The sequence below is a fragment of the Accumulibacter sp. genome, assembly GCF_029255145.1.
GTDB lineage: Bacteria > Pseudomonadota > Gammaproteobacteria > Burkholderiales > Rhodocyclaceae > Accumulibacter.
Genome location: NZ_JAPUVQ010000032.1, coordinates 1 through 15,574, shown reverse-complemented (window position 1 = coordinate 15,574; position 15,574 = coordinate 1). Strand labels below are relative to the sequence as shown.

Below are 15,574 nucleotides of genomic sequence, written 5' to 3'. Positions count from 1 at the left end.
TAGCAGATAGGCCGTCTGGCGGTCAGCGACGATAAAGTTTGACATGCGACGACTCGATGGTTCGAAGAGGCATGATTATATCATATATGGATCTGGCGCCGGGAAAGTCCGACAGGCTGCTAGACCCCTCTTTACGGGCACCTATACTATCGATGGCATCGTCCGGTTTCCCGGCCTGTAGTCCAACAGATGGAGGTGCGACCATGATCCAAATCTACCTGACTTTCGAGGGACGATGCGAGGAAGCAATCGACTTCTACAAGCAAGCGCTCGGCGCCGAAGTCGAGATGCTGATGCGCTACAAAGACAGCCCCGAGCAGCCGTCCCCGGGCTGTGATCCCGGGCAAGACCCGGAAAAGGTAATGCACGCGGCTTTTCGGATTGGTGAAACACTGCTCATGGCGTCGGATGGGCGGTGTTCCGGATCGCCCGCCTTCCAGGGTTTTTCGCTATCCATTCCGGCGGCCGACGTGGCCGAGGCGGAACAGTATTTCGGCGCACTTGCCAACGGCGGTCAGGTCATGATGCCGTTGGCAAAGACCTTCTGGTCGCCAGCCTTTGGCATGCTCGTGGACCGGTTCGGCGTGCCGTGGATGGTCAACGTCGCTCCTTGAGCGGTCCAGTTGGTACCTGGCCGCTACCGCTTGCGCGGCCGGGCAAGGCCGCGAGGTCGGTTTCGTCGCGGTTGTCAGCTACCGCAGACCTGAATGAGGAACTGCGGCAAGGCCTCGGGGGGCGCGGCGAGTTCGGCGCCCTGCTTCCAGAGCATGCCGACCTCCATGCAGGGAAGCACATCGACAATCGGCCGCGCCTCGATTTTCTTTCCTTCCAGCGACCACGGCCGATACACCATGTCGGCCAGGATGCTCACCCCAAAACCGTGCGCCACCAGGCCGCGCAAGGCTTCCATACCATTGGTGCGGAAGGCGATCGACGGCCTGATGCCGCGCTCGACCCAGTAGCGGCGGTTGGACTCCTCGCCTTCGTCTACCGTCAGCAGAATGTAGGGATGCGCTGCAATGTCCGCCAGCGACGGGTACGGCGTGCGCAGCACCGGGTGACCGGCCGCACAGCCCACAACTGGCGTCGTGAGTGCATCAGCACGTGGTGCCCGAATCGTTCGGGCGCCTCGACGTTGGAGAGGATCGCGACGCCCAGCTAAAGCGAACCGCTTGCCACCTCCCACTCGATGTCGCGCCGGGTCATGTCGTGCAGATCGAGATCGACGGCCGGATAGTTGGCGCGAAAGCGGGCCAGCAGTGGCGGCAGAAAGCAGCCGGGGACGGTGTAGCTGGCGGCGATACGGATGCTGCCATCGAGGTGACTGGCGCGAAATCGCGGTTCGCGCAAGGCGTCCTGAAGCGAATCGAGAATATGCCGGGCGTGCTGGTGAAAGCTGTGCCCCTCGGCGGTCAGCGAGACGCCGTAAGGATGGCGTTCGAACAACTTTACACCGAGTCGGCCCTCCAACAGCAGGATTGCGTTGGCGATCGCCGATTGCGACACGGACAACTTGGCCGCCGCCATCGAGAACTAACCGGTTTCAGCGGCGGCGGCGAAGTAGCGCATTTGCCTGAGCGAGACGTCCTTGGTCATCTGTTTTTCGAATACCTGAAGAGTATATTTGTGAATTTACGATAGCAGATAGCGTTTGTACCATGCACGAAAAATAGCACCTACAAGGAGACACGTCATGGAACAGCCCCACCCCGACGCCGGCACGGCCGTGCTGCGCAACTCGAGCCTCGAAGACAAGTACACCCTGACTACGGGATACGCCTACATGACCGGTATTCAGGCTCTGGTCCGCCTGCCGATGATGCAGCGCATGCGCGATCAGGCCGCGGGACTGAACACCGCCGGCTTCGTCTCCGGTTACCGTGGCTCACCGCTGGGCAGCGTCGACCAGGAATACTGGAAAGCCGCCAGGTACCTGCAACCGCAGCACATCCGCTTTCAGCCCGGTCTCAACGAAGACCTCGCGGCGACCGCCGTGTGGGGCACGCAGCAGGTCAACCTGGACCCGAACGCCACCTACGATGGCGTCTTTTCGATCTGGTACGGCAAGGGTCCGGGGGTCGACCGCAGCGGTGACGTCTTCCGCCACGCGAACGCCGCGGGCACTTCGAGGCACGGCGGCGTGCTGGTGATCGCCGGCGACGACCACGCGGCAAAGTCGTCCACCCTGCCGCATCAGACCGAACACGTGTTCAAGGCGCTGATGATGCCGGTGCTCGCCCCGGCAGGGATCCAGGACTATCTCGAATACGGCCTGCACGGCTTTGCGCTGTCGCGCTATTCGGGTTGCTGGGTGGCCTTCAAGGCGCTGACCGACACCGTCGAAACGTCGGCGTCGGTCAACGTCGATCCCTTCGCCGTGCGCACCGTCGTCCCGACTGACTTTCAGCTGCCGGCTGCCGGCCTGAACCTGCGCTGGCCCGACCCGCCGCTGGTGCAGGAGGAACGCCTGCTGCATCACAAGCTCTACGCCGCGCTCGCCTATTGCCGCGCCAACGGCCTCAACAGGATAGTCATCGACAGCCCGGACGCCAGGCTCGGAATCATCACTAGCGGCAAGAGCTATCTGGACGTCCGTCAAGCGCTGGAGGACCTCGGCATCGACGACCGTGTCGCCGCCGAGATCGGTCTGCGGGTGTACAAGATCGGCATGGTGTGGCCGCTCGAAGCCGAAGGCGTACGGGCCTTCGCCGATGGCCTGGACGAGATTCTGGTGGTCGAGGAGAAACGCCAGTTTCTTGAATACCAGATCAAGGAAGAACTCTACAACTGGCGCGAATCGGTGCGTCCGCGGGTGATCGGCAAGTTCGACGAAACCGGCGAATGGGCTCTGCCGCACGCCGAGTGGCTGCTGCCGTCGGCCGGCGAGCTGACGCCGGCGATGATCGCGCGGGTGATCGCCGCCCGCATCGCACGCTTCTACACCTCGGAGCGCATCAAGACCCGCCTGGCCTTTCTCGAAGCCAAGGAAGCGGCGCTGGCCAAGCCGCGCCTGACGCTGCAGCGAGTGCCCCACTATTGCTCGGGTTGCCCGCACAACACTTCGACCAAGGTGCCGCAGGGGTCGCGCGCGCTGGCCGGCATCGGCTGTCACTACATGGCCACCTGGCTGTCTCCGGAATCGACCTCGACCTTTTGCCAGATGGGCGGCGAAGGTGCTCCCTGGATCGGCCAGTCGCCCTTCACCAGCACCCGCCACGTGTTTGCCAACGTCGGCGACGGCACCTACATGCACTCGGGGATTCTGGCGATCCGGGCGGCGGTCGCGGCGCGGGTGAACATCACCTACAAGATCCTCTACAACGACGCCGTGGCGATGACCGGTGGCCAGCCGCACGACGGCAATCTGTCGGTGCCGATCATCGCCCGCCAACTGGCGGCCGAAGGCGTGCAGAAGATCGTCGTGGTCAATGACGGCACCGGCCGCGCCTACGAGCGTTCCGGCCTGCCGGACGGCGTGCCGATCCGGCACCGCGACGAACTCGACGACGTGCAGCGCGAGTTGCGCGAGGTGGCGGGCGTCTCGGCGCTGATCTACGACCAGACCTGCGCCGCGGAAAAGCGCCGCCGGCGCAAGCGCGGCACCTTCCCGGACCCGGCCAGGCGGGTGGTGATCAACGACCGCGTGTGCGAAGGCTGTGGTGACTGCAGCGACAAATCCAACTGCATGTCGGTGGTGGCGGTGGACACCGAGTTTGGCCGCAAGCGGGCGATCGACCAGTCGTCGTGCAACAAGGACTACTCGTGCATCAAGGGTTTCTGCCCGAGCTTCGTCACCATCGAGGGCGGCCAGCTGCGCAAGGGCAAGGCGACGCAGGCCGGCGGCGACGCCTTTGACCGCCTGCCAACGCCTGTCCTGCCCACCACCAGCACGCCGTGGGGCCTGCTGATCACCGGCGTCGGCGGCACCGGCGTGGTCACCATCGGCGCCCTGCTGGGGATGGCGGCGCACCTCGAAGGCAAGGGCATTTCGGTGCTCGACATGGCCGGTCTGGCGCAGAAGGGCGGCGCGGTCTGGTCGCACGTACGTATCGCCGACCGCCAGGAGCAACTCTACGCGGCGCGGGTGGCCGCTGGCGAGGCCAACGCGGTCATTGGTTGCGATCTGGTGGTGGCCGCCAGCGACGAATCGCTGGCCAAGATGAGCCTGGGACTCACCCGCGTGGTGATCAACCGCGACCAGACCAACACCAGCGAGTTCGTGCGCGGCTTTGCCGCGCAGGCGCGCTCCGGCAACGTCCAGGCCAACCCGGACCCGATCTTCCCTGGCCGCTCGATGGAACAGCAAATTGTCGAAGCGGTCGGCGAAGATCGCGTCGAATTCCTCGATGCATCCCGATTGGCCACCGAATTGCTGGGGGACTCGATCGCCACCAACCTGTTCATGCTCGGTTACGCCTGGCAGCAGGGACTGGTGCCGCTCGGCATGGCCGCGATCATGCGCGCCATCGAGATCAATGGCACTGCCGTCGCCGGAAACAAGGCGGCGTTCCAGTGGGGTCGCCGCACGGCGGTCGATCCGGCAGCGGTAATCGAAGCAGCCCGGCCGAAAAGCGGCTTGCCGGCGCACCATCAGCTGTCCACCAGCGTCGACGAAATCATATCCCGCCGTACGGCGCAACTCACCGACTATCAGAACGCCGCCTACGCCGAGCGCTACGCGCGCCTGGTGGCGCGCGTGCGCCAGGCCGAAGACGCCGTGGCGCCGGGCATCACGCTGCTCAGCGAAGCCGTGGCACGCGGCTATTACAAGCTGCTGGCGTACAAGGACGAGTACGAAGTCGCGCGGCTGTACACCGATGGCGATTTCCTCAAGCGTGTCGAGGAGAGCTTCGACGGCGACTACCGGCTGGTCTTCCACATGGCGCCGCCGCTGCTTGCCAGGAAGGACGCCAACGGCCACCTGGTGAAGCGCAGCTACGGTCCATGGATGCTCAAGGCGCTGCGTCTGCTGACGCGCTTCAAGCTGCTGCGTGGCGGCGCGCTCGATCCTTTCGCGCGCAGCGCCGAGCGCCGCCTGGACCGGCAGCTGATTGCCGACTACGAGGCGACGGTGGCCGAGATCATTGCCGGATTGGACCCCGCCAACCATGAAGCTGCCGTCGAGCTGGCCAGCCTGCCCGAGCAGATCCGTGGCTTCGGTCACGTACGCGAGCGCTACCACGCCTCGGCCAAACAGCGCGAGGCCCTGCTGCTGGCGGCCTTCCGAAACATGGAAGCGCCCGCGGCCAGCGGGCAAGCGCGCCCGCGCAAGACGATTGCGGTAATTCCTGGCTGAGTCGCCGACGTCCCGGATCAAGCTAAGGCGCTGCGCGCGCGACACCAAAACCGGTGACTGCTCGGTCGCCACCGCCACCAGCGGCGGCGACTGGCCCGGCACACCCTCGATGACCCAAAAGGAGACAGCGATGGCGGTATTTTCACTGAGCGATTTCGCCGACCACGAACAAGTGGTCTTCTGCAGTGACGACAAGAGCGGCTTTAAGGCAATCATCGCCGTTCACAATTCAAACCTCGGCCCGGCGCTCGGCGGTTGCCGGATGTGGTCGTATGCCAGCGAAGAGCACGCGGTGCGCGACGTGCTGCGCGACGTGCTGCGTCTGTCGCGCGGGATGACTAGAAATCGGCGATGGCCAGGCTCAAACTGGGCGGCGGCAAAGCGGTGGTGATCGGCAATCCGCGCACCGACAAAACGCCGCTGCTGCTACAGGCGCTGGCACGCGCGATCGACCGGCTCAACGGCCGCTACATCGCCGCCGAGGATTCCGGGACTACTGTCGCCGACATGAAGTTGATGCACCAGATCACGCCGCATATCGCCGGCATCGAGGACAAGCAGAGCGACGTCGGGATGCGTAGCGGCGACCCCTCGCCGGCCTCCGCCTACCGCACCTTTGTCGGCATCCGTGCCGCGGTGAAGGATAAGCTCGGTCGCGATTCGCTGGACGGCCTGCGCGTTGCCATACAGGGTATCGGCAATGTCGGTTTCGATCTGACGTCCCAGCTGCGTGCGGCCGGCGCCAGGCTGTGGGTGGCCGACATCCACCCCGAACAGCTCGATCGCGCCCGCAATGAACTAGCCGCCACGGTCGTTCCCGCCGACGCGACTGACGCGCAAGCCGTGGAGGTGTTCGCGCCCTGTGCGCTGGGGGCGGTGCTCAATGACCAGACGATTCCGCAGCTCAAGGCGCAGATCGTCGCCGGCGCGGCGAACAACCAGCTGGCCGAAGCGCGGCACGGCGTCCAACTGATGCACCGCGGCATCCTGTACGCGCCGGACTACGTGATCAACGCCGGCGGCATCATCGACATCTATCACGAGCGCATCGGCTTCGACCGTACTGCCCTGCTGCATTACATCGATGCCATCTACGACAACCTGCTGGAGATCCTCGAGCGCGCGCCAGGAAGAACGCCCGACCGGCGAGGTCGCGGATGCGATCGCCGAAGAATGTTTCCGCCGCTGAGCTTGGCAGCGCGCGCCCTGCTCGTTACGCTCACTTCGCTGTTACGGCCGGCTTCCGGAGGGTGGACCGAGCGGCAGCGCTTACCTGAGCGTCAGTTGCTCTGCGGAGGCGAAACCAACCAGCTTCTTGTCGATGGTGTGACAGTTGCGACAGCCGCTCGTCGCCGCGAAATCAATCGCCGCCGCCTGGTCTGCAGCCAGCGCAGGAACGAAAAAAGCAGGTACGCCGATCAGCGCGAGAGTTCCGCCCCAGTGATTTTCCGGGGTGAAGAGCGGGGCGTCAAGATCACGACGGCGACCCGGGTCAGGACAACGCGCCATCGTCGCCTCCCAGGCGGCCGGCGGCGGCCTCCAGTAACCAAGAGCCGGCCACTGCCCTGGCACGGGCGACGACGCCTAGTCCGCCAGGTCAAGGGCGCAGTGCGGGCCGTTGCCCTCAAGTCGCCGGGCCCGAAAGCGGCAGTGCCGTCCGGTCGACTACCCGGCGCAAGACGAAGCTCGAATGGACGCCGGTAACACCGGGGATGCGGGTGATGCGATCCAGCAGGAGCTCCTGGTAGGCGTCCATGTCCTTGACCACGACCTTGAGCTGGTAGTCGGCGTCCTGCCCGGTGATCAGCAGGCATTCGAGGAGTTCCGGGATCTCGGCGATGGCGGCATCGAAACCGGTGAAGCGCTCGGGCGTGTGGCGGTCCATCGAGATGTGGATCAGCGCCATCAGCGACAGACCGAGCTTCCTGGCGTCGAGCAGTGCGCGGTAACCGGCGATCAGCCCCGATTCCTCGAGCGCGCGTACCCGGCGCAGGCAGGGAGATGGCGACAGGCCGATGCGGTCGGCGAGGTCCTGGTTGCTGATTCGGCCATCGTCCTGAAGGACACGCAGAATCTGCCAGTCGTAGCGGTCGAGCTGCATGATCTAGGGAAATTTCCGATAAACGGCAATACTACTTTACAGCTGTTTATAAAATAGCAATTTTATTGCTACATTGGCCAATGGCAGAGCACAAAACGCAAGCACCTGCGGGCCGGTTTTGATTACCATGGCGCTCATCGATTGATCATTTGAAGCCGAGGAGCCGCGAACATGTTGCCCAACCCCGCCACCAAGTACCGTTCATTCCCGCCGGTCGACCTTGCCGACCGCCAGTGGCCCAGCCGCCGTATCACTCAACCGCCGACCTGGATGAGCACCGATCTGCGCGACGGCAACCAGTCGCTGTTCGAGCCGATGAACGTCGAACGCAAGATGCGCATGTTTCGCATGCTCTGCGGGATCGGCTTCAAGGAGATCGAGGTCGCTTTCCCGTCCGCTTCGCAGACCGACTTCGACTTCGTTCGCGGCCTGATCGAGGGCAATCACATTCCCGACGACGTCCGCATCGAGGTGCTGACGCAGGCGCGCGAGCACCTGATCCGGCGGACGATGGAATCGCTCAAGGGTGCCCGGCAGGCGATCGTGCATGTCTACAACGCCACTTCGAAGCCTTTCCGCGACACCGTCTTCGGCATGAGCCGGGCCGAAGTGGTCGACATGGCGGTGTCGGCGGTCCGCTTGATCAGACAACTCGCCGCGGCGGCGCCGGAGACCGAGTGGACACTCGAATACAGCCCGGAAACCTTCACCGCCACCGAACTCGACTTTGCGCTCGAGGTGTGCAATGCGGTGACCGAGGCGTGGGGCGCGACGCGCGAGGACAAGGTCATCCTCAATCTGCCGACCACCGTCGAGGTCGCGACGCCGAACATCTACGCCGACCAGATCGAATGGATGCACCGCCATCTCGACCGGCGCGACAGCGTGATCATCAGCCTGCACCCGCACAATGACCGCGGCACCGCCGTCGCCGCCGCCGAACTCGCCTTGATGGCCGGCGCTGAGCGCGTCGAGGGCTGCCTGTTCGGCAACGGCGAGCGGACCGGCAACGTGGATCTGGTGACGCTGGCGCTCAACCTGTACACCCAGGGCGTCGCGCCCGGGCTCGATTTCTCGGACATCAACGCGGTCGCGCGCACTTTCGAGCATTGCAGCCAGTTGCCGATCCATCCGCGCCATCCGTACGTCGGCGACCTGGTGTTCACGGCGTTTTCGGGTTCGCATCAGGACGCGATCAAGAAGGGCTTTGCCGTCGAGCCGACCGACACGTTCTGGAACGTGCCCTACCTGCCGATCGATCCGGCCGACGTCGGCCGCAGCTACGACTCGGTGATCCGGGTCAACAGCCAGTCGGGCAAGGGCGGCATCGCCTATCTGCTGGAAACCGAGTACGGGGTGGTCATGCCGCGCCGCCTGCAGGTCGAGTTCTCGGGCGTCGTCCAGCAACACGTCGACCGGCACGGTGGCGAGATGAGTGCCGCCGCGATCTGGCAACTGTTCTCGGCCACCTATCTCGATACCGCGGCGCCGATTCACTACCGCGAACACCACCTGTTCGAGCACGGCGACGGGCAGGGGATCCGGCTCGGTGTGGACATCGATGGCGTTCCCCATTTGCTCAGCGGCGCCGGTAACGGCCCGATCGACGCGGCGGTACACGCTCTCCAGAGTGTCGGCATCGGCGTCCAGGTGCGCAGCTACGAAGAGCGCGCGATGAGTCCCAGCGCTGAAGGTGGCAACGCCAGGGCCTGCGCCTTCGTTGAAGTCGCCGCGGCTGCCGGAGTCGGCGCCTCTGCCGGCGGCCGAGCCGGCGAGTTCTACGGTGCCGGAGTGGACGCCAACATCGTGACCGCCTCGATCGGAGCCCTGATCAATGGCATCAACCGAATGCAGTCAAGCGTTCAGGTTGCCACTCCGCAAAAACAGGCGGCGTAGCGGTCAGCTCGGGGGCGTCGGTTGGCCGGCGCCACCCCACCCCTTGCCGTCTTTCCGGTCCCCCGGGCATCCTCTGGCCGGTCATTCGACAATTGACGACGGCGGCGGCGACAGGGATACTCCGCCTGTCTTGGCGCTCGCTGCTCGCGCAACGTGAGCGATTTCACGGCGTCGCGCGAGCCCCTGGTCTATCGTGGCCTGACGCGCGCAGCACCGGCTTCCCGCTGCCGCGCCTGCCGCGGCAGGAGACCGTCCCGCAGCCCATCGTTTGAGGAGTGCATTCGACCATGGTGAAAAATCCCGACGTGTCTGCCGATTTCGTGGCGGCAATCGACCTCGGCTCGAACAGTTTTCACATGATCGTCGCCCGCCTGGCGAACGGCCAGGTGCAGGTGCTCGACCGACTGCGCGAGATGGTGCAGCTGGCTGCCGGTCTCGACAGCCGCAACCGGCTGTCCGCAGAGTCGCAACAGCGCGCGCTTGATTGCCTGGCGCGCTTCGGCCAGAGACTGCGACAGATCCCGGCCGAGCAGCTGCGTATTGTCGGCACCAACACGCTGCGGCAGGCGCGCAACAGCGCCGAGTTCGTGGCCCGCGCCGAACAGGTGCTGGGACACAAGGTCGAGATCGTCCGCGGCCAGGAAGAAGCGCGCCTGATCTATCTGGGCGTCGCGCACAGCGTCGGTGACGTCACTGGTCAACGGCTGGTGATCGACATCGGTGGCGGCAGCACCGAGCTGATCATCGGCGAGAAGTTCGACCCGCTGCATCTGGCAAGCCTGCGGATGGGTTGCGTCAGCATGAGCCGCGCCTGTTTCGGCGATGGGCGGGTGACCGCCAGCCGCCTGCGCGAAGCCGAGCTGCTGGTGCAGCTGAACCTCGAACCGGTACGCGCGGAGTACCTGGCGCGCGGCTGGGAGGTGGCGACCGGCGCTTCCGGGTCGATCAAGGCGATCCAGGACGTGCTGATCAGCGAGGGCTGGAGCCGCGAGGGAATCACTCTGGAAGGGCTGCGGCGACTACGCGCGGCGTTGCTCGAGGTGCGCGACACGGCGGCGATCGCCAGCCGCTGGCAGCTCGACCCGGCGCGGGCACGCGTTTTCATCGGCGGCTTCGTGGTCCTGCACGGTCTCTGCGAGGCACTCGCCATCGACCACCTGCAGGTCTCGGAAGGTGCCCTGCGCGAGGGCCTGATCTACGACCTGCTGGGCCGTATCCGCCACGAAGACGTACGCGACCGGACCATCGCCGACGTCATCACGCGCTTCAGCCTCGACCAGGCGCAGGCCGCCAGGGTCAGCGCGACCGCGCTGGCGCTGCTGCGGCAGGTGCGCGTGCCATGGCACTTGCCCGGCAGCGACGCGGCCGAGGTTCTCGGCCGCGCCGCACGCCTGCACGAGGTCGGCCTGCTGCTGACTCACGACCGGCATCACAAACACGGCGCCTACGTGCTCGAACATTCCGATCTGCCCGGCTACTCGCGCGACGACCAGCTGCTGCTGGCGGCGCTGGTCCGGCGCCAGCGCCGCGCTTTTCCGGCCAGGGCCTTTGCCCATCTGCCCAAGGAGTGGGCCAGGCTGGCGCCGCGTTTGTGTGTTCTCCTGCGCCTGGCGGTGGTCCTGCACCGCGGGCGCAGCAGCGAGCCGCTGCCGGCGATCGCGCTGCGTGTCGACCGGCGGCGGATCGTGCTGCACTTCCCGCAGAGCTGGCTCGATGAGCATCCGCTGACCCGCGCCGACCTGCAGATCGAGGCCCGGCTGCTGCGCAAAGCGGGTTTCGCACTGCGCTTGCGCTGCACTGAGAACAGCGAGCACCCAGCGCCGACGGCAGCGCCTGCGGCGAGCGCGGCGTCAGCGGCTCAGGTACCGTGAGCACCAGCCCCGCTGACGGCACTGGCCCGCCCGGCGACGGCTTTCCCGCGGCCGGCGCAGCAGCAGCGATTCGCCACGAGTCGGCACTGGTGGCGCATCGCTGATGCGCTTTCTGGCCTCGCTCCTGGCGCTCTTGCTGGTGCCGCTGCTGGCAGCGGCGCTGCTCGTGGCGGCCGCTCTGCAGGCGGCGCCGCTGGTCAGTCGCGAGGCGACGATCTCGCCGGCGTCGGTCGCCGAAGCACGAGGTTTGCTGGCCCGCAACGACCCACGGCAGCTGCGTCGCGGCGACGAACGGACGGCGCTGATCCCGGCCACCTTGATCGACGAAGCGCTCAACCATCTGGCCAGCCGCAACCTGCGGGGGCGTGGTGCTTTCGTCCTGGTCCACGACGCCGCCGAAGTCAGCTTCAGCGTCGCCGCGCCGGGAGTGCCCGGGCCACGCTATCTGAACCTGCGGATGCTCCTGAAGACCGTGGACGGCCTGCCGCGAGTCGCTTCGGCGTCGATCGGCGCGCTGCCGATCCCCTCCGCTCTGGCCGAGTGGCTGATCGCCTCGGCGATCGACCACAGCGGCCTTGACGGCGACTGGCGACTCGCGCGACAGGCCTTTCGCCGGCTGCTGTTCGCCTCGCCCAGCGGCATGGTCGTGGTCAGTTACGTCTGGGACCCCGGGCTGCTCGATCGTGCCCGCGCGATGGTCTTTTCCCCGCCACAGATGGTCCGCATCGAAGCCGCCCAGCGCTCGCTGGTGAGCCTGCTCGAAAGCTACCCGCCGCGATCGCACGTCCCCTTGGCCACCATCCTGGCGCCACTGCTGGCCCGCTCCGCCGAGCACGCGCCGGCGCAGGATCGCGCGGCCTTGCTGGTCCTGGCCGCGTATCTGTCGGAAAGGAGTTTGAGCACGCTGCTGCCGCAAGCGAGCGGGTGGCCGCGCCCGCGCCAGGTCAATCTGACGCTCATGGGCCGTTCCGACAGCGCCCAGCACTTTGCCATTTCGGCCGCGCTGGCGGCCTGGGCTGGCGAACCCGCGGCGAACGCGATCGGCGTGTACAAGGAGATCGACGACTCGCGTGGCGGCAGCGGCTTCTCGTTCGGCGATCTGGCCGCTGACCGGGCCGGCACACGCTTCGGCGAACTCGTCGCTGCCGACTCGCCACGCCTGCAGCACGCCCTGCGCTCCGGCCTCGGCGACGCCGACGTGGCGCCGTCGTTGGCCGGCTTGCCGGAGTACCTTTCGGAAGCCGAGTTCAAGCGTCGCTACGGCGGTACCGGCAGCGCTGCCTATCGGCGGCTGATGACCGAGATCGAGGGTCGCCTGGACGCCCTGCCGCTGTACCGTTGAGCGCCGGCCGGCGGCTGTCCGCACGCAGGCCCCTCTGACTCAGCCTGGCGCGGGGCGCCGGCGGGGCCCGCCAACCAGGAACCACGCGTAGGCGAGCAACTGTACCGCGAGCAGGGTCAGAAAGGTGTGACGGTGCGCCGCTGCGGCGGTCTGCCCCTGCGCCTGCAGCAGGTCGATCAGCAGACCGAGCCCCCATTGAGCGGCAAAAGCGCCGACGAAGACCATCAGGTTGAAGGCGGTCGTCGCGCGTCCCGACAGGGCCACCGGAAAGCCGGCTGCGGTCAGCGAAAAAGCCAGCGTGCCGAAGCTCGAAAAAGTCCCGTAGGCGACCCACAGCATGCCCGTCTGCGACCACGCCTCGCTGGCGATCACTGCCAGCATCAGCAACGACAGGCCAAGTCCGGTGGCCATCAGGGTCACCGGGGCGAGCCCGCGGCGGGCCAGTCCGGTGGCCAGCAGGCCGATCAGAACATAGGCGACGAGCATCGCCACGCTCATCGCCGCCAGGTGCTCGGCGGCGATTGCGCGCGTATGGCCGTTGACCTGCATCAGCCAGGAAACCGACCACAGGCTCTGGACCGCCAGGAAGCCGCCGGTCATCGCCAGACCGAGCGGCGCGTAACGCCAGAAGTGCCTGCTGCCGAAGACTTCCCTGACCCCGGCCCACTGCACCGCCAGCGGCTCGGGGTCGGCACCGCTGGCGCGCTCGGGAACGCTGACGAACAGCCAGATCGCCACCGCCAGGGTCATCGCGGCGAGCACCAGGAAGATCTCGCGCCAGCCGGCGTGCTGCAGGGCAGCTTCCAGCGGCGCGGTCGCGGCCAGCGCGCCGAGCCCGCCAGAGGTCATGATCCAGCCGGTCAGCGACGCCTGCCGTTCCAGCGGGAACCACAGGGAAAAGGCCTTGAAAGCGGCCATCAGGCACGCCGACACGCCCAGTCCGATCAGCCCGCGGGCGATCGCCAGCTCGCCGATGCTGGTGCCCAGGGCGAAGGTCGCCGCGCCGGCGGCGGCAATCAACAGCAGCCCGGACTCGACGCGGCGAGCGCCGAAGCGGTCGAGCAGCATCCCCAGCGGCAGCTGCGCCGCGGCGAAGGACAGAAAATAGGCGCTGGTCAGCAGCCCCAGGCTGCCGGCGCCAAGGGCCAGTTCGCTGGTCAGGACCGGACCGATCACGGCGTTCGCCGTGCGGTAGAGGTAAGAGAGGAAATAGCCGCCGGCGAACGGCAGGAAGAGTCTCAGCCAGAGCATGGCTCGCGCAGCGTCCGTTCGCTCAGCGCGGGCGGGAGTGGAACGTCGCGTCGACCGGCGCCGATCGATCGCCATTGGCGCGCAGCCAGCGCACGCGATCGAGCAGTTTCTTCTGCCAGCCGGTATTCAGGCCCGGCGTCGCGGACAAGCGTTCGAGCGTCGCCGGATCGGGCCGGTGCTGGCGCCACACCTGCCACAGTCCGGCCAGCGAAACGGCACCTGGAAGGCGGTCGATCATTTCCAGCGGATCGCCGCTGCAAACCACGGCGCCGTCGAGAACGCGATAGTACCAGCCGGTCAGACCCTGCTCGCCGATCAATCTGGCAACGCCGTCGGTGGCGTAGCGATGATCGATCTTCCAGCACGGGCTGCGCGGCTGACTGACCTGCAGCCTGGCCCTGCCGAGGCGGAAGACGTCGCCGATACAAACGCTGTCCTCGTCGAATCCGCCAGCCGAGACATTCTCGCCAATGCTGCCCGGCAGCAGTTGCGCGGCGATCGCCGGAAAGGCCTCGGCGAGACGTCGATAGTTCTCAGCGGCGTACTGATGGAGCGCCTTGTCGATACCGCCATGCACCCGGCGATCGGCCTGGACGTCGCCGGCCAGACCCTCGCAGCCGAGGCGGACGGGACCGGCGACGGCGCACTTCCAGATCCCGGTCGATTGACCCTGGTCGGCTATCCGCGTCAGCCCGCCGGAGAACAACAGAACCTCTGCCACGTCACTCCTCACCTATCGTTCCACAGCCAGGCCGCGCCGCGGACACCCGACGAATCACCATGGACGTTGCGCATCAGGCGGGTCCGGATGGTGTCCGAAAAGATCGCCGCCGCCCACAGCCGCGGCACGGCATCATACAGCCGTTCGATGTTCGACAGGCCACCGCCGAGCACGATCACCCCCGGGTCGAGGATATTGACCACCTGCGCCAGCGCCTTGGCCAGCCGCCGTTCGTAGCGCCGCAGCGTCTGCTCACAAGCCTGATCGCCAGCGCTGGCGCGGGTGCAGATCGCCTCGGCGCCGAGCGCCTCGCCCCCATGGCGCAAGTGGTCGGCGCCGAGCCCCGGGCCAGAAAGCCAGGTTTCGACGCAACCGGAGCGCCCGCAGTAGCAACGCGGGGGTGGCAGGGTTTCCTCGCCCGGCAGCGGCAGCGGGTTGTGGCCCCACTCGCCGGCAATGTGGTTCACCCCGGCCAGGACGCGTTGACCAACGACGATGCCGCCGCCAACGCCGGTGCCGAGGATTACCCCGAAGACCACTTCGGTGTCCTTGCCAGCGCCGTCGATGGCTTCTGAAAGGGCAAAGCAGTTGGCATCGTTGGCCAGCCGCACTTCGCGCTGCAGCAGCGCCTGCAGGTCGTCGCGCAGCGGCCGTCCGTTCAGGCAGGTCGAGTTGGCGTTCTTGATCCGGCCGCCGGCAGCGGATTCGGCGCCTGGCATGCCGACGCCGACAGTGCCCTTGCGGCCTAGTACCTGCTCGGCGGCTTCGACGAGCCCGCCGAGCGCCCTCAGCGTGCCATGATAATCGCCCTGCGGCGTCGCGCAGCGCCGGCGAAGCAGTACCTCGCCCTCGTTGCCGAGGGCCAGCAGTTCGATCTTAGTGCCGCCAAGGTCGATTCCGATACGGAACATGTTATTTCTCAACCTGATTAGTAAAGTGGTCCCCATAGTCAAGACAAATATCAACTCAGTTTAAGTTCAGATTTCCTGATCTCGGAGGAAACCCGGTTGGCACTTTAGACGAGGGCGAAGGTCATTCTTGCCCCGGTTTCCGGATGCGGGAAATCTTGCAGGGTGAGTTCCTCGAGGAGCGCGGC

10 protein-coding genes and 2 pseudogenes are annotated in these 15,574 nt (G+C 66.4%); 6 read left to right on the top strand and 6 right to left on the bottom strand.

Annotated features, from left to right (window positions below; translation table 11 throughout):
• Nucleotides 1-203: 203 nt before the first annotated feature.
• A complete protein-coding gene (locus tag Q1L50_RS03620; protein WP_300335971.1) occupies nucleotides 204-614 on the top strand; it encodes a VOC family protein in 411 nt (136 codons plus the stop codon).
• A 74-nt stretch (nucleotides 615-688) separates the two neighbouring features.
• Here the strand turns inward: Q1L50_RS03620 and Q1L50_RS03615 are convergent.
• Nucleotides 689-1,527 (bottom strand): annotated as a pseudogene (locus Q1L50_RS03615) (LysR substrate-binding domain-containing protein).
• 166 nt (nucleotides 1,528-1,693) lie between these two features.
• On the opposite strand from Q1L50_RS03615, the gene Q1L50_RS03610 reads away from it, so the two are divergent.
• Both Q1L50_RS03610 and Q1L50_RS03605 read left to right on the top strand, forming a co-directional pair.
• Nucleotides 1,694-5,296, top strand: a complete 3,603-nt coding sequence (locus tag Q1L50_RS03610) for an indolepyruvate ferredoxin oxidoreductase family protein (RefSeq protein ID WP_300335969.1) — start codon at nucleotides 1,694-1,696, stop codon at nucleotides 5,294-5,296.
• Between the two features lie 130 nt (nucleotides 5,297-5,426).
• Nucleotides 5,427-6,485 (top strand): annotated as a pseudogene (locus tag Q1L50_RS03605) (Glu/Leu/Phe/Val dehydrogenase dimerization domain-containing protein).
• 80 nt (nucleotides 6,486-6,565) lie between these two features.
• Here the strand turns inward: Q1L50_RS03605 and Q1L50_RS03600 are convergent.
• The gene (locus tag Q1L50_RS03600; RefSeq protein WP_300335968.1) at nucleotides 6,566-6,805 is read right to left on the bottom strand and encodes a hypothetical protein; all 240 of its coding nucleotides are present in this window, start codon (nucleotides 6,803-6,805) and stop codon (nucleotides 6,566-6,568) included.
• Between the two features lie 115 nt (nucleotides 6,806-6,920).
• Entirely contained in the window at nucleotides 6,921-7,397 is a 477-nt protein-coding gene (locus Q1L50_RS03595) for an Lrp/AsnC family transcriptional regulator (RefSeq protein ID WP_300335967.1), read from the bottom strand.
• A 171-nt stretch (nucleotides 7,398-7,568) separates the two neighbouring features.
• On the opposite strand from Q1L50_RS03595, the gene leuA reads away from it, so the two are divergent.
• From leuA to Q1L50_RS03580, 3 genes are all read left to right on the top strand, one after another.
• Nucleotides 7,569-9,293, top strand: coding sequence for a 2-isopropylmalate synthase (gene leuA, locus Q1L50_RS03590; RefSeq protein WP_300335966.1), 1,725 nt, complete (start codon nucleotides 7,569-7,571; stop codon nucleotides 9,291-9,293).
• 287 nt (nucleotides 9,294-9,580) lie between these two features.
• Nucleotides 9,581-11,164 carry an exopolyphosphatase gene (locus tag Q1L50_RS03585; RefSeq protein ID WP_300335965.1) on the top strand — a complete coding sequence of 528 codons (1,584 nt, stop codon included), beginning with the start codon at nucleotides 9,581-9,583 and terminating at the stop codon, nucleotides 11,162-11,164.
• Between the two features lie 103 nt (nucleotides 11,165-11,267).
• Entirely contained in the window at nucleotides 11,268-12,506 is a 1,239-nt protein-coding gene (locus Q1L50_RS03580) for a hypothetical protein (RefSeq protein WP_300335964.1), read from the top strand.
• Nucleotides 12,507-12,545: 39 nt separating this feature from the next.
• Here Q1L50_RS03580 and Q1L50_RS03575 read toward each other — a convergent pair whose 3' ends face one another.
• The 3 genes from Q1L50_RS03575 to Q1L50_RS03565 are packed head-to-tail and all read right to left on the bottom strand — an operon-like array spanning nucleotide 12,546 to nucleotide 15,389.
• Nucleotides 12,546-13,757 carry an MFS transporter gene (locus Q1L50_RS03575; protein WP_300335963.1) on the bottom strand — a complete coding sequence of 404 codons (1,212 nt, stop codon included), beginning with the start codon at nucleotides 13,755-13,757 and terminating at the stop codon, nucleotides 12,546-12,548.
• Between the two features lie 22 nt (nucleotides 13,758-13,779).
• Nucleotides 13,780-14,478, bottom strand: a complete 699-nt coding sequence (locus Q1L50_RS03570) for an MOSC domain-containing protein (RefSeq protein ID WP_300335961.1) — start codon at nucleotides 14,476-14,478, stop codon at nucleotides 13,780-13,782.
• Nucleotides 14,479-14,486: 8 nt separating this feature from the next.
• Nucleotides 14,487-15,389 carry an ROK family protein gene (locus Q1L50_RS03565; protein WP_300335960.1) on the bottom strand — a complete coding sequence of 301 codons (903 nt, stop codon included), beginning with the start codon at nucleotides 15,387-15,389 and terminating at the stop codon, nucleotides 14,487-14,489.
• Nucleotides 15,390-15,574 lie beyond the last annotated feature (185 nt).

Bases quoted from the DNA above. Each gene is read 5' to 3' on its own strand.
- Q1L50_RS03620 (WP_300335971.1), top strand. From the start codon at position 204: ATGATCCAAATCTACCTGACTTTCGAGGGACGATGCGAGGAAGCAATC.
- Q1L50_RS03610 (WP_300335969.1), top strand. From the start codon at position 1,694: ATGGAACAGCCCCACCCCGACGCCGGCACGGCCGTGCTGCGCAACTCG.
- Q1L50_RS03600 (WP_300335968.1), bottom strand. From the start codon at position 6,805: ATGGCGCGTTGTCCTGACCCGGGTCGCCGTCGTGATCTTGACGCCCCG.
- Q1L50_RS03595 (WP_300335967.1), bottom strand. From the start codon at position 7,397: ATGCAGCTCGACCGCTACGACTGGCAGATTCTGCGTGTCCTTCAGGAC.
- leuA (WP_300335966.1), top strand. From the start codon at position 7,569: ATGTTGCCCAACCCCGCCACCAAGTACCGTTCATTCCCGCCGGTCGAC.
- Q1L50_RS03585 (WP_300335965.1), top strand. From the start codon at position 9,581: ATGGTGAAAAATCCCGACGTGTCTGCCGATTTCGTGGCGGCAATCGAC.
- Q1L50_RS03580 (WP_300335964.1), top strand. From the start codon at position 11,268: ATGCGCTTTCTGGCCTCGCTCCTGGCGCTCTTGCTGGTGCCGCTGCTG.
- Q1L50_RS03575 (WP_300335963.1), bottom strand. From the start codon at position 13,757: ATGCTCTGGCTGAGACTCTTCCTGCCGTTCGCCGGCGGCTATTTCCTC.
- Q1L50_RS03565 (WP_300335960.1), bottom strand. From the start codon at position 15,389: ATGTTCCGTATCGGAATCGACCTTGGCGGCACTAAGATCGAACTGCTG.